Origin of the sequence: Pedobacter sp. UC225_65 (assembly GCF_042698365.1) — a bacterium.
Classification (GTDB): Bacteria; Bacteroidota; Bacteroidia; order Sphingobacteriales; family Sphingobacteriaceae; genus Pedobacter.
Genome location: NZ_CP170550.1, coordinates 4,155,080 through 4,168,638 on the forward strand (window position 1 = coordinate 4,155,080; position 13,559 = coordinate 4,168,638).

Below are 13,559 nucleotides of genomic sequence, written 5' to 3' on the forward strand. Positions count from 1 at the left end.
AACACATTGTAACGCTCTGCATGAAAAAACTCTACCTGGTTCTTTTCCTGTTCGTCATTTTGTTGGCTTTTAAACAAGATGATCCCAAGACTCCTTATAAAGGAGGTAAGTTTGCATTGCCCAAAGGGGTTACGGCTAAAGATTATTTGCCCAATACCCTGGTCATCAAGTTTAAAAGCAATGGAGGTCAACAGGTTAACAGTCTTGGCGACGAAACAAAGAAGCAATTGCAGGTAGATGGGGTGGTGATCAATAGCTTGGTCAAAATGTTTCCTACGGCCAACTCAAATCAGGCGGTACAAGCTACAGATTCTAAAACATTACCCAATCTTAATGATATTTATGTAGCCCGATATGAAGGAGGGACTGCTATTGTAGAAGTAATCAATACCTTATTAAAAGATGATCGGATTGTATATGCAGAGCCTAGTTATGTGTATAAGACCTCTTTTGTGCCTAATGATCCAGGATATGGAACCCAAACCTATCTTACCAAAGTAATGGCTCCCCAAGCATGGGATGTGCTGAGAAATGCTTCAAATGTGGTAATTGGTATTGTTGATTCTGGCTCAGACCTACAACATGAGGATTTGGCAGGGAATATATACATCAATGCCGCAGATCCTATCAATGGTATTGACGATGATGGCGATGGTTATGTAGACAATTATTACGGTTGGGACTTTGTGGGCAATTCAGCCTCGACGATGATTGCAGATAATAATCCAAATGTTACAAGTGATACCACCGATCATGGCGTACATGTAAGTGGCATCGCCAGTGCGGTTTCCAATAATGCTAAAGGTGTGGCCAGTATTGCATTTAATGCCAAATTATTGATTGTAAAAGCTGGCGCCGATAACAACGGACGCTCGATCTACAAAGGATACGAAGGGGTCAAATATGCGGCAGACCATGGTGCAAGTATCATCAATTGCTCCTGGGGAGGCCCTGGTGGTGGTCAGTTTGGACAGGAGATGATCGATTATGCCATTGCAAAAGGATGTTTGGTGGTTGCTGCGGCTGGTAACGACAATACCGATGTCCCAGATTATCCTTCTGCTTATAAAGGGGTATTTTCAGTTGCATCTGTCACAACTGGTGATGTAAAATCTAGTTTTTCCAACTACGGCTATACGGTAGATATTTCCGCACCTGGAAGTTCCATCTATAATACCTTGTTTGGAAGTAAGTATGGTTTTAAAAGCGGTACTTCAATGGCATCACCTCTGGTAGCAAGTGCTGCAGCATTGGTGAAGGCCAAATATCCCAGTTACAATGGTTTACAGATAGGGGAGGTATTGCGAACCACCGCAGGTCCCATCGATAATTTGAACACGACTTATATAGGTAAATTAGGCAAGGGCCGATTAAATGTATACAATGCCTTAACACAGACCACTTCTTCGGTCAGGTACCAGCAAATTGCCGTAGCAGATCAATCTAACGGTAATAGAGTGGCAGGAGGTGAGCTTACGCTTAAATTGGATTTAAAGAGTTTTCTAGCGCCTGTAAGTGGGCTCAATGTAAACATGACCTCATCTAGTCCTTATGTACAGATTTTAGGATCCAAACCTTGCTGTGGGCACCTTAGGTACTTTAGAAACCAAAACAAACCTGGACCCAATTCGAGTTAAAGTATTGGCCAATACACCGCAGAACCAAGAAGTCTCTTTTAAATTGACCTATACAGGTAATGGAGGGACTTATACCGATGTAGAATACTATAGCTTAACGGTTGCCCTAGATTATCTGAATGTAACAGTCAATAAAGTGAGTTCTACCTTTACCTCTAATGGTAGGATAGGATACAGTAAGGGCAATGCATTGGGAGGGTTGGGTTTTATCTATAAAGATGAAAACATGTTGTATGAGGCTGCCCTTATGATTGGTAGATCGGCCACCCAAGTTTCTAACAATGCCAGAAATGATGGTAATGTGAACGAAGATTTTTTAAAGCAGCTAAGTGCACAGCAAGTAGGTAGTACAACCGCTGCTTTTGAAGGCACAGCAACTTTTACGGATGCAGGTAGCACAAATCCAATAGGTTTAAGGGTGAAGTCGAGGTTATTGGCCTATTCAACTCAGCCTGATGATAAATACATCATTGTAGAATATGAGATTTTTAACACTACCAATGGCATATTACAAGGCATTTATCCTGGCCTATTTACTGATTGGGATTTGGACGATGCCGCTGCCAATGCTACACAATATGATGTAGGTACAAAAACGGCTTATGCCTATGCCAAAAAGAATGCCAGCTATCCCTATGTAGGGGTTAAACTCTTGAACAGTACTGCACCTACGGCTTATTATCCCATGTCGTACCAGGTTGCGGGTAATCCTTTATCGGATAATAAATTTACGACGGCAGAAAAATACCAGACTTTGTCATCAGGTGTGAAAGCTGCAGGTTTCGGACACGATACCAGCAATGGTTACGATATCATGTACACCATCGGTAGTGGCCCTTATACCATTCCTGTTAATGGTTCCATAAAAGTAGCTTATGCCTTTATCGGTGGTGATAATTTAACAGAATTGTTAAATGTAGGACAGGCGGCTTTAACAAAATATACTTCTGGCTCTACGGTACCTGTAACCCCAGTTGAGCCTATCCCTTTAAGTTTTAATCTGAAACAGAATTACCCTAACCCAGCCAAAGACCTCACTACGATACCATTTGAGCTGGCAGAGAAATCGGCTACAAGCTTGGTACTGACCAACGTAACGGGAAAGGTAATCCAGACGTTAGTTAACGAAACGCTAGCAGCTGGTAGTTACAGTACTCCTGTGCATTTACAGACCATGGCTCCTGGTGTATATTTTTATAGATTAAGAGCGGGTACTTATCAAAAAACCTTGAAGATGTTGGTGGTTAAATGATTAAAAGTATAAAGTATAAAGTATAAAGTATAAAGTATAAAGTATAAAGTATAAAGTATTTTGTTTTATAAGCTTTCTCAACTCCAAACTCAAGACTCATAACTTTGGACTCAAGACTTTGATCTAACCAAGCGCATTGTAACAAGCTCTGCAACGGGGCTCATAACTGTCTTTTTCACCTAATAGAATTTTATTTTCGTTGGCTACGGTACGGTAAGAATAAACGGCTGGGCTTCCACATTGCATGCAAACTGCATTTACTTTGGTTACATGTTCTGCAATGGCCAAAAGGGCGGGCATAGGGCCAAAAGGTTTGCCTAAAAAATCCATATCCAGACCAGCAATGATTACCCTAATTCCTTTGAGTGCTAGTTTGTTGCAGACTTCGGGCAGGTTTTCGTCAAAGAACTGGGCTTCGTCAATACCAACAACCTGAGTGTTTGCACCCAACAATAAAATGGCAGAAGAACTTTCTACAGGCGTAGATTGGATGGAATTTAAGTCGTGAGAAACAACAGCGGTTTCATCATAACGGGTGTCTGTTCTAGGTTTAAATATCTCTACATTTAGCTTAGCTATCTGCGCTCTTTTCAATCTTCTTATTAATTCTTCCGTTTTGCCGGAGAACATGGATCCGCAAATTACTTCTATGCTTCCACAAAATTCTCCCCTTCTAAAGTTTTGCTCGCTGAATAACATTTGTAAAGGTATTTTTAGCCAAATATAATAGAATTTTATAGTACTTTTGATTGTCATTTATTAACATAAATCCCTAATTATTTCGTTAAACAATTATGATGAAACAGGAAAGATCTTTTTAAGAAAATAGGATTGATATTAAACGAACTGAATGATCAATATCAATTTTTGGCTCAAAATCCTCAGCAACTCAATGAGTTAGAATTAGAGCTTTTCCATGCAAATGCCAACTTCTTAGCGGATCATGTCCAAATCATCAAGAAAATTAGTAACAGCCAACCAGCTCCTTTAGCTTTACCAGAGGTAGAAGAAGTGACGAACGAGCAAACTAATTTTCAAGAAGAACTTATTTCATCACCTTCTTTTACGCACGACAATATGCAGGAAGAGCAGCAGGTTGAAACAGTTACTTTTGTAGAAGAAATTGCTGAGGAAACTCCAACTCCTCAAACTTCCTATCAACCAGAGCCACCATTGGCCGAAATAGAAGAGGAAATATTTAAGATCGACAATGCCCCGTCTACTTTCGAATTTATTTTAAATGACCATGCAGAGCATGAAAAATTTGATTTTGAAGAGAAAAGTGTAGATGAACTCTTTAATAGGCCACTAAGTGATGAGGAAGAACGGATCATCGCAGAGAAAACGAAGACCAATATAGAACCGGTAATCGAAGCGCAAGATACCGATGAAGATGATGAAATAGGGCCAGAGCCTTTTCTAGTCTATAAAAAAGAAGAAGAAGTATTTCCAATAGCTAAAGAAGACCTTGATTTAGAAGTGGCACCAATGCCAAGTCCTATTGTTCAATCGACCGAACCTGTTGAAGACTCTACTTATAAACCAACTTTAAACGACCTCTTGGCAGGAAAATCTGCTGGCAATAACATCAATGCTGCAAAACCATCCATCGCTGATCTGAAACAGGGAATTAACCTTAACGACAAATTGCTTTATATCAAAGATTTATTTAATGGTTACAATTTGGCTTATGCCGAAGCAATCGATCTGGCCAATAAACTTCCAAATTTTGAAGCTGCAGATAACTTCTTCAAAAACAACTATGCCGTAAAAAACAATTGGGCAGAGAAACAGGCAACAGTAGATAAGTTTTATGAACTGTTGAACCAAAGGTTTAAGGCTTAATGAAAAAAGGCCAAAAGCGGAAAGTTGCCAATAAGGTATGAGGTAAAAGGCGTAAGGTGTAAAGCGAAAAATAGCAAACTACTCTTACTCCTAATAATTTACAAAATCTACTTGGTTATAACGCCTCGAGCCTAATGAACTAATGATACCAACGAACTAATTGAAAACCGGACAATTCAAATTCCTAAATAAATCCCATTCTATTCGAATCGAGCTTTAGGAAGATAAATAATAAGATGGTAAAGCTCCATAAAGAAGATCCTCCGTAACTGATAAATGGTAAGGGTATTCCGATTACTGGCATAATGCCTATTGCCATTCCTACATTGATAAAGAGGTGGAAGAAGATAATACACGCAATGCAATAGCCATAGACCCTAGAGAAGGATGAACGCTGTCGCTCGGCCATGTTCACAATCCTTAAAAGTAAAAACACATAGAGGCCAAGCACAACAAAACAACCTACAAAACCCCATTCCTCTCCAACTGTCGAGAATATAAAATCCGTACTTTTCGCAGGCAAATAGTCGTATTTGGCTTGCGTACCTTGTAAAAAACCTCTTCCGCTAAACTGGCCAGAGCCAATGGCAATTTTAGATTGGTTTACATTCCATCCTGCACCTTTATTATCGGTCGTTAACCCTAATATCAATTCGATACGTGTACGTTGATGTGGCAGCAGTATATTGTTAAATGCATATTTGGCTACAAATAGGTAACAAATGGCAACTAAGGTAATGATACCAATGTTGATTACATTTTGTAGTCTTTTTTTGTTGTTATAGGCAAATAGACCTCCAATTACGAGAATAGAAAATATCAAGATAAACGGAGATAAGAATAGATTGAGGATAAAGAGCAGAACTGCACCCCAAAGATGATCAACAAATTACCCGGTAAACCTTCTCTATACAAAGGGAACATGAAGGATAAGAAAACGAGCATTGAGCCCGCATCTGGCTGTAACATGATCAAGGCCATGGGCAAGATGATGATAGCCGCGCAGATCAACACCGGCCTTACCGAATTGAGTTTGACATTGAAAGAACTGATATATCTTGCCAGCAATAATGCAGTGCCAAATTTGGCAAACTCTGAGGGTTGCAAACGGAAAGAGCCAATAGGATCCATGCTTGGTTACCACCTACATTTCTACCGACTACCAATACCAATAAAAGTAGAACGATGGTAACACCATACACCACAGGTGCAAATACACTAAAAAATTTGGCATCAAAAAGAAGGATAGATAGACCTAATACTAACCCAGTAACTACAAATATCAATTGTTTGCCATATTCGGCAGTAAAACTAAAGGTTTGAGCTTGATCAGGTTTGAACTGTACAGAATAGATATTTAAAAAACCTATGGTGCACAAAACAATATAGATCAAAATCGTTATCCAATCTACATTAAAAAAGAATCTACTGCTTTGTTGTGGTTGCATTGTTCTTAGGTTTAATGGCTGTTTTATTAAATTGGTTTTGCGCTACTTTTGTTTTTGTAGGTAGTTTTTTCTTGATACTGTCAGCGGCGATGCTATCTGCCTTTTTGTTGAGTGTTTTTGGTCTTTTGTCTTGAAATATCGGCAATAGATTGTCGGCCATAAACATTTGGGCTGTACTTCCATTGATCCTTCTGTCAGATAAAGTATCAGTCAAATACTTTTCGGTAATGAAACTGGCAATAGGAGCGGCATACGTACCTCCATAACCTGCATTCTCTATAATTACAGCAATGGCAATTTTCGGATTTTCTCTCGGTGCAAACCCAATAAATACAGAGTGGCTTTTGCCATGGGTATTTTCTACGGTTCCGGTTTTGCCGCACATAATGAGCCCATTCGGTAATCGAGATTCTCTTGCTGTGCCTATGGATGAGTTTACAGCATCTTGCATACCATCAATTACAGGTCCAAAATATCTTTGGTCTATCCCTACGTAATGTTTTTCTTTATATTTTGGATTTATTCCTTTGCCATTTCCGATGGATTTAACTACGTGCGGCTTAACGTAATAACCTTGGTTAGCAATAATGGCCATAATGTTGGCCATTTGTAGCGGCGTGGTGCTGATTTCTCCTTGACCTATGGCAATAGACATGATCGTAGTATTACCCCAATATTTACCTTTGTGCTGTTTATCGTAATCTTCAGGTCTGAAAAGCTTTTTAGCTTTTTCGCTTGGTAGATCGATACCTAAGGTATCCCCAATCCCAAATTTCCTTACTTTATTCTGCCAGTCGTTATAAGTGCTTTGTTGTTTAGCATACGAACTGCCATTCTTAGTCATCAATTTATAAAAAATATTGTAGAAATAAGTATTGCAGGAGCGTGCAATCCCTCTACGCAAGGAAGTAGGCCCATCCGTATGTTCGCATTTGAATTTTCGGTTACCAGCAATGTAATAACCTGGACAGAAAAATGTGGTATTTGGATCAACCACCCCTTCGCTCAAAGCAATCAATGCATCTAAAGGTTTAAATGCAGAGCCCGGAGAATATTGTCCTTGGATGGGTCTTACCATAAAGGCCCTGTTAGGATTTGCAGTAATCGCTTTAAAGTTGGTACTGAAACTATTACCAACCAATTTATTTGGATCATAACCAGGACTACTTACAAAGGCCAAAACTTCACCTGTGCTGGGTTCTATGGCCACTACACTCCCTACTTTATTGGCCAAAAGCTGTTCGCCTAACCTTTGGATCCTGCTGTCGATGGTAGAAATCAGTTGTTCGCCTGAGGTGGCAGCCGAATCAAGTTTGCCATTGTTATAACTTCCCTGCGCTACGTTACGGGCATTGTAGAGCATGTAGGTTACACCTTTTGTGCCTCTTAACTCTACTTCGTAGGCCTTTTCTATGCCGCTTTTGCCAATATAATCTGCAGATTTATAATAACCTTGATATTTTTCGATGTCTTTAGGGTTAACCTCTTGCATGTAACCCAAAAAATGACTGGCTATACTATCTGGGTAATACCTGATGGTTCTTTTACGTACATTAAAGCCTCTATAATTGTACATCCGCTCTTGTAACATGGCATAAGTTTGTACAGATATTAACTTTTGAAAGATAGTTTCTTGATATCTAGATTGTACAATGGCTTTGCGAAATTTTTCTCTAAACTGGTCCATGTCTATCCCTATGATGTGGCAAAGTGATAACGTGTCAAAGGGCTTTACATCGTTAGGGGTAACAAGTAAATCATAGGTGGGTTGGTTTTGGGCCAGTACTTTGTTGTTCCGGTCAAAAATAACACCCCTAGCCGGATAGATGTATTGTTTGCGCAGTACGTTGCTATTGGCATTCAAAAAATATTTATCGCTCACGATCTGTATATAGAAGAGTCTGCCTAACAGAATTAAGGCAAGCAACACAAAAATCCCTTGGATAATATATTTTCGATTAAACAACTGATCCATTAGCCCGATTTCCTATTGTGGAAGATAAATTCTACCAGTAAAACAACAAAGAAGGTAAAAATAACGCTTAACAGACTTCTGGTTAAAGTATAATAAAACTCGTTGAGTTTAAAAGCTTCTAAAAAGAATACAAAAATATGATGTACAAAGATGCATAATACCGCATAGATGGAGAACCATTTAATGCCCATGTTACCTAACGATGGTTCTGGTTCGTCAATGGCATCCCGGTTTAAACTTACCGAAATGAACAAGGATCCTTACAAAGGCCAAAGCTACACAAGCTGTGGTATGTACACCAATGGTATCGTAAAAAGTATCGATGGTTAAACCAGTACCAAAAGCGATAATGAACAACAACAGATTTGGTATCCTAAAGGGAAGTACAAGCAAAAACAGAACGTAGATGAAAGGCGTAGAAAGGTTATAGAAAATCAGGTTACGCAGCAAAAATATCTGCACAAACAAAAGTATCACCCATCTAAAGCTATTGAGAAGTATGGTTTTACTGTTCATTTGGTAATTGGGTTTCTAAAGTTTTTTGTTCTTGTGCCAAACGATCCTTAATTACATATACATATTGCAACGTACTAAAATCATTAAAAAGCCTGATCTCAATTGATCCGTCACCGGCATTTGATCGAGGTTTGCTGATCCTGCCCACTTCAATCCCTTTTGGAAATCCGCCAGCACCAGAAGTAATGATGGTATCACCAACGTTCAGTTTAAAATGGTTTGGAATTTCCTTAACAAAGGCCTTTCCAATATCAAAATTACCATCGCCCCAAACCAATGAACCGAATGCGTTATTTTTTTTAATGGTTACACTGATCAATGTTTCTTTGTTCAATAAGGTTCTGATGGTGGCAAATTGAGGCGATACATGCAGTACAAAACCAATTATCCCTCTTTGTGGCGAGATCACCGCCATATCTTTTTCAATGCCTGCGTTGCTACCTCTGTTAATGGTGATCACGTTGTTGGCCAAGTTGATAGAATTCTTGATCACTTTGGCCGACACTAAGGTGTATTGTTGATGGTAGACTGTATCCTTAAACACTGTAGTTTTACTGCTGTCTACATTTTTTAATGCGATCAGTTCCGTTAACAATTTGGCATTCTCTAAAGCCAAGCTATCGTTAACCTGACCCAAATTGAGATAGCGCTTTACCACATTTAAACGCTCGTATGCACTACCAACAACAGCATTTGTAGAGTTTAAGGTCACACTATGCTGATAAGCATTGTTTTTGATCGTTAGCACAATGCCAACCGTAAAGAAAATGATAAAGAAGAAAAATGCGTTATATCTGCTGACGAAAATCCAAAGGTTACGCATATCTTGAGGTAAAATGGAGAAGGTAAAATGTAAAATGGTTCAATACATCTTCCATTTTACATTTTCCATCACCTAATGGTTATTATTGCATTAAAAATTTAAAATTACCGATGTTCTTCAAGGCGATACCTGTACCACGTACAACCGCACGAAGTGGACCTTCGGCTACGTGAACTGGTAGCTTTGTTTTAGCTGCCACACGTTTATCTAAACCGCGTAACAATGCACCACCACCTGTTAAATAGATACCCGTTTGATAAATATCTGCAGAAAGCTCAGGAGGAGTAATCTCTAAAGCCTTTAAAATCGCCTCTTCAATTTTCGAAATCGATTTGTCTAAACAGTGTGCAATTTCGGTATAAGATACCGTAATCTGTTTCGGTACACCTGTCATCAAGTCTCTTCCTTGTACGGCGAAATCTGCAGGTGGATCAGAAAGTTCTGGTAAAGCTGCACCAACTTCGATTTTGATCTTCTCTGCAGTACGGTCGCCGATCATGATGTTGTGCTGACGACGGATATAATTTACGATATCAGAGTCGAAATTGTCTCCCGCAACACGGATAGATTGATCACAAACAATACCAGACAAGGCAATAACCGCAATTTCAGTTGTACCGCCACCAATATCGATCATGATGTTTCCCATTGGCTCTTCTACGTCGATACCAATACCTACAGCAGCAGCCATTGGCTCGTGGATCAGGTAAACCTCTTTGGCACCTGCAATCTCTGCACTGTCTCTAACCGCACGTTTCTCTACCTCGGTAATACCCGATGGAATACAGATAACCATTCTTAAAGAAGGGAACATCCATCCCTTGCCTCCGTTTAACATCCGGATCATTCCTTTGATCATGGCTTCTGCAGCATTAAAGTCTGCAATTACACCGTCTTTTAAAGGCCTAACCGTTCTAATATTATCGTGTGTTTTACCTTCCATCTGCATCGCCTGACGGCCGATCGCGATCGATCTTATTAGTCTGTCTGTCAAATGCAACAATCGAAGGTTCGTCAACTACTACTTTATCGTTATGTATGATGAGGGTGTTCGCGGTACCTAAATCAATAGCTACCTCTTGTGTAAACCAATTAAATAAACCCATTTATATGCTGTAATTATTTTATACTCGTTAATGTATACTATTCAAATGTAAAAATAGTGTTTTTATTATATTTTAATTTAAAAAATCCGTGATACAAGGTATTTATTTTGTTCAAAATCATTTGAAAATCAATATCCTGTGTCCATCGATCTTTTTAGCCCTGCTATACATTCCGCCAATTAAAAATTGGGCTGTACTGCGATCAGGTTTATTTGTTAAAGGCCGAAGAGCTTGGCCCATCTTTCGGCCTCTCGACTTCCTGACTTCAGGACTCCCAACTCCGGACTTTCTGACTCCTAACTCCCAACTTCCTGACTCTCGACTTAATGTTTAAAATGTCTAACCCCAGTAGTAACCATTGCAATACCTTTTTGGTTGGCCATGTCAATAGAGTCTTGGTCTTTGATCGATCCACCCGGTTGTAGTACAGCTACGATACCAGCTTCAGCAGCCAATTCAACACAATCAGGGAAAGGGAAAAATGCATCCGAAGCCATTACCGCTCCAGTTAAACTAAATCCAAATGAATCTGCCTTTACCACGGCTTGTTTCAGGGCATCAACCCTCGAAGTTTGTCCTACGCCACTTGCCAATAACACATTGTCTTTTACAAAAACAATAGTGTTTGATTTGGTGTGTTTCACAATTTTATTCGCAAAGATCAAGTCTTTGATTTCCGCCTCACTTGGTGCTTTTTCGGTAACTACCGTCATTTGGTCTGCACCTTCTAAGCTTAGGTCTTTGTCTTGCTCAATTACACCATTTAACAAGGTCTTGAATTGTTTGTTGCTCAATGCAACTTCGTTTCTTTGTAAAATTACCCTGTTTTTCTTTGCCTTGAACAATTCTACAGCCTCTGCTTGGTAAGCAGGTGCGATCAACACTTCGAAAAATAGGTTATTGATTTCTGTAGCTGTTTCTAGGTCAACTTCTTGGTTGGTGATCAACACACCGCCAAATGCCGAAACAGGATCACAGGCCAAAGCGTCTTTCCATGCCTGTAACACTGTAGTTCTTGATGCTACACCACAGGCATTGGTATGTTTTAAGATGGCAAAAGTAGGTTCTGTAAATTCGTCGATCAAACTTACTGCAGCATCTACATCTACCAAGTTGTTGTAACTTAATTCTTTGCCATTCAATTTGGTGAACATTTCATCCAAGTTGCCGTAAAATGTACCTTGTTGATGTGGATTTTCTCCATAACGTAAAGTTTGAGCCTGGTTTACACTTTGCTTAAATACGTTAAGTGGCTCTTCAGTGTTGAAATAATTGAAGATCGCCGTATCATAATGAGATGAGGTATGGAATGCTTTTTTAGCATACGATTTACGTTGTGCCAAAGTTGTAGCGCCATCTTGCGCTTGTAGTTCTTGTAACAAAGTGCTGTAATCGTCTTTAGAAGCGATGATCACCACGTCATTAAAGTTTTTAGCAGCAGCACGGATCAATGAGATACCGCCAATATCTATTTTCTCGATAATTTCTTCAGCTGTTCCGCCGTTTTTTACCGTTTCCTCAAAAGGATAAAGGTCAACGATCACCAAATCAATTTCTGGGATTTCGTATTGTGCGATCTGTTCTTGGTCGCCCGCTAAATTTCTGCGGTTTAAGACCCCACCAAACACTTTCGGATGTAATGTTTTTACACGTCCACCCAAGATAGAAGGATAACCAGTCAAATCTTCAACAGCTGTTACAGGTAAGTTTAAATCCTTGATAAATTGTTCTGTGCCTCCAGTAGAAAAAAGGGTTACACCTTGTTGGGCTAAATGTTGGACAAGAGGGGCTAAACCATCTTTGTAATAAACTGAAATTAAAGCGTTTTTGATCTTGATTGACTGACTCATTGGGGGTGTTATTTTAAGCCGCAAAGGTAAGAAAAGTGGATGGTTTTTTGGTCTGCTTTTTTAAATAAAAAAATGAGCTGATTTGTTTTTTGGGTTAGTGTGGATGTGAATCAAGGAATCGAGACTAAAAACGGGCATAACCAAGCTTTTCGATGTCATCGGTGCTTTTGGTCAAATGAATTTTTCCTTCGGTTAGTACGTATAAATTATCGCTTGTGGTGATAATCTGGTGGTACATATGGTCGGTGATCAGAAAACCCTTGTGTTGTTTTTCAATTTCCAATAAGGTCTTCAGTTTTTCGATATGCAAGGGCATTACATGCGAAAAGGGTTCGTCGAGCATTACAAATTGTGCCTTAGATTTGATGGTCACATAAACCTCTACCAAACGACGATGACCTCCGGATAGTTTTTTGATCTTAACGTTTTGCCTATCCTTAAATTCTGGGAAAAAGGCTTCAAATCCATCATAGGGAATTTCAAAATCTTCAAATATCCTTTTTAAGCGGAATGATGGGGGAATAAAATTAAATTGGGGCAGGTAGGTGAGGAGCGCTGGCCTTTTATAAGCGTTGGAAATTGTCACATCATCAAAACGAACGGAACTGCTATTGGCCTTTAAGCTGCCATAAATGATGTTCATTAAGCAGGTTTTTCCCTCTCCATTTCTGGCCAACAACCCAGTAATAGACCCTGTTTCGCATTTGAGATAAATGTCTCCAAGGATTTTACGGGCGCCAAAAAACAATTCGATGCCATCTGCTTCCAGTTTATGTTTCATCGCATTTTAAAGGTTAAGACCAGCATTGCAACAAATAAAATGAAATCGAAGCCTAAAGTTACTGTCCAGAGTAGGGTTTTAGAAATGCCAAGATTTTGATAATAAAAGAACTCCTTTCTTTTATTGGTCGTTACCACATACCAAATGATGGCCATGGTAATTACCTTAAACCAAAACAGAAAAGGTAGAGTCTTATAATTACAGCCATATACTTTATAGGTATATCTGCAACAAAAACTTAAGAGCAAGCCGATCAGCGCATGGTTAAGGTAAAAGCTATAAAGCGCTCTGATGATTTTGGGCATACCTTTTTAATTATGGGCTAT

The 13,559-nt window shown here is 39.3% G+C and carries 12 protein-coding genes and 2 pseudogenes; 3 read left to right on the plus strand and 11 right to left on the minus strand.

The genetic code is table 11. The features are described 5' to 3' along the window. The first annotated feature begins 20 nt into the window (after positions 1 to 20). The gene (locus tag ACFJIZ_RS21870; RefSeq protein ID WP_379089104.1) at positions 21 to 1,637 is read left to right on the plus strand and encodes a S8 family serine peptidase; all 1,617 of its coding nucleotides are present in this window, start codon (positions 21 to 23) and stop codon (positions 1,635 to 1,637) included. Then, positions 1,582 to 2,889, plus strand: coding sequence for a T9SS type A sorting domain-containing protein (locus ACFJIZ_RS21875; RefSeq protein WP_379089107.1), 1,308 nt, complete (start codon positions 1,582 to 1,584; stop codon positions 2,887 to 2,889). Before ACFJIZ_RS21870 ends, ACFJIZ_RS21875 begins: the two co-directional genes overlap by 56 nt. A 123-nt stretch (positions 2,890 to 3,012) precedes the next feature. On the opposite strand, the gene ACFJIZ_RS21880 is transcribed toward ACFJIZ_RS21875, so the two are convergent. Beyond that, the gene (locus tag ACFJIZ_RS21880) at positions 3,013 to 3,588 is read right to left on the minus strand and encodes a thymidine kinase (RefSeq protein ID WP_379089110.1); all 576 of its coding nucleotides are present in this window, start codon (positions 3,586 to 3,588) and stop codon (positions 3,013 to 3,015) included. A gap of 132 nt (positions 3,589 to 3,720) precedes the next feature. Here ACFJIZ_RS21880 and ACFJIZ_RS21885 point away from each other — a divergent pair, with 132 nt between their 5' ends. Further along, the gene (locus ACFJIZ_RS21885) at positions 3,721 to 4,734 is read left to right on the plus strand and encodes a hypothetical protein (protein WP_379089113.1); all 1,014 of its coding nucleotides are present in this window, start codon (positions 3,721 to 3,723) and stop codon (positions 4,732 to 4,734) included. Between the two features lie 184 nt (positions 4,735 to 4,918). Here the strand turns inward: ACFJIZ_RS21885 and rodA (ACFJIZ_RS21890) are convergent, their stop codons facing one another. The 10 genes and pseudogenes from rodA (ACFJIZ_RS21890) to ACFJIZ_RS21935 all read right to left on the minus strand — a co-directional run bounded on the left by rodA (ACFJIZ_RS21890) (position 4,919) and on the right by ACFJIZ_RS21935 (position 13,538). Beyond that, positions 4,919 to 5,557 carry a rod shape-determining protein RodA gene (gene rodA / locus ACFJIZ_RS21890; RefSeq protein ID WP_379089116.1) on the minus strand — a complete coding sequence of 213 codons (639 nt, stop codon included), beginning with the start codon at positions 5,555 to 5,557 and terminating at the stop codon, positions 4,919 to 4,921. Next, positions 5,554 to 6,182: pseudogene (gene rodA, locus ACFJIZ_RS21895) on the minus strand (rod shape-determining protein RodA). The gene rodA (ACFJIZ_RS21890) and the pseudogene rodA (ACFJIZ_RS21895) overlap by 4 nt, the downstream one beginning before the upstream one ends. Further along, complete coding sequence (mrdA, locus tag ACFJIZ_RS21900) at positions 6,160 to 8,157, minus strand: penicillin-binding protein 2 (RefSeq protein WP_379089119.1); 1,998 nt, start codon at positions 8,155 to 8,157, stop codon at positions 6,160 to 6,162. The pseudogene rodA (ACFJIZ_RS21895) and the gene mrdA overlap by 23 nt, the downstream one beginning before the upstream one ends. Beyond that, positions 8,157 to 8,411, minus strand: a complete 255-nt coding sequence (locus ACFJIZ_RS21905) for a hypothetical protein (RefSeq protein ID WP_379089122.1) — start codon at positions 8,409 to 8,411, stop codon at positions 8,157 to 8,159. The genes mrdA and ACFJIZ_RS21905 overlap by 1 nt, the downstream gene beginning before the upstream one ends. Next, a complete protein-coding gene (locus ACFJIZ_RS21910) occupies positions 8,374 to 8,673 on the minus strand; it encodes a hypothetical protein (RefSeq protein WP_379089125.1) in 300 nt (99 codons plus the stop codon). Before ACFJIZ_RS21910 ends, ACFJIZ_RS21905 begins: the two co-directional genes overlap by 38 nt. Beyond that, positions 8,663 to 9,496, minus strand: a complete 834-nt coding sequence (gene mreC, locus ACFJIZ_RS21915) for a rod shape-determining protein MreC (protein ID WP_379089128.1) — start codon at positions 9,494 to 9,496, stop codon at positions 8,663 to 8,665. Before mreC ends, ACFJIZ_RS21910 begins: the two co-directional genes overlap by 11 nt. An 82-nt stretch (positions 9,497 to 9,578) precedes the next feature. Then, positions 9,579 to 10,602, minus strand: a pseudogene (locus ACFJIZ_RS21920) (rod shape-determining protein). 323 nt (positions 10,603 to 10,925) lie between these two features. Next, entirely contained in the window at positions 10,926 to 12,452 is a 1,527-nt protein-coding gene (purH, locus tag ACFJIZ_RS21925) for a bifunctional phosphoribosylaminoimidazolecarboxamide formyltransferase/IMP cyclohydrolase (RefSeq protein ID WP_379089131.1), read from the minus strand. Between the two features lie 124 nt (positions 12,453 to 12,576). Beyond that, on the minus strand, positions 12,577 to 13,233 hold the full coding sequence (locus tag ACFJIZ_RS21930; protein ID WP_379089134.1) for an ATP-binding cassette domain-containing protein: 657 nt from the start codon (positions 13,231 to 13,233) through the stop codon (positions 12,577 to 12,579). Then, positions 13,230 to 13,538 (minus strand): hypothetical protein, encoded by a 309-nt coding sequence (locus ACFJIZ_RS21935; RefSeq protein WP_379089137.1) that lies wholly within the window; start codon positions 13,536 to 13,538, stop codon positions 13,230 to 13,232. Before ACFJIZ_RS21935 ends, ACFJIZ_RS21930 begins: the two co-directional genes overlap by 4 nt. Between the last annotated feature and the right edge of the window lie 21 nt (positions 13,539 to 13,559).

What these genes read in the sequence shown, in the direction of transcription:
- ACFJIZ_RS21870 (WP_379089104.1), top strand. Translation starts at nt 21, where the DNA reads ATGAAAAAACTCTACCTGGTTCTTTTCCTGTTCGTCATTTTGTTGGCT.
- ACFJIZ_RS21880 (WP_379089110.1), bottom strand. Translation starts at nt 3,588, where the DNA reads ATGTTATTCAGCGAGCAAAACTTTAGAAGGGGAGAATTTTGTGGAAGC.
- mrdA (WP_379089119.1), bottom strand. Translation starts at nt 8,157, where the DNA reads ATGGATCAGTTGTTTAATCGAAAATATATTATCCAAGGGATTTTTGTG.
- ACFJIZ_RS21910 (WP_379089125.1), bottom strand. Translation starts at nt 8,673, where the DNA reads ATGAACAGTAAAACCATACTTCTCAATAGCTTTAGATGGGTGATACTT.
- mreC (WP_379089128.1), bottom strand. Translation starts at nt 9,496, where the DNA reads ATGCGTAACCTTTGGATTTTCGTCAGCAGATATAACGCATTTTTCTTC.
- purH (WP_379089131.1), bottom strand. Translation starts at nt 12,452, where the DNA reads ATGAGTCAGTCAATCAAGATCAAAAACGCTTTAATTTCAGTTTATTAC.
- ACFJIZ_RS21930 (WP_379089134.1), bottom strand. Translation starts at nt 13,233, where the DNA reads ATGAAACATAAACTGGAAGCAGATGGCATCGAATTGTTTTTTGGCGCC.
- ACFJIZ_RS21935 (WP_379089137.1), bottom strand. Translation starts at nt 13,538, where the DNA reads ATGCCCAAAATCATCAGAGCGCTTTATAGCTTTTACCTTAACCATGCG.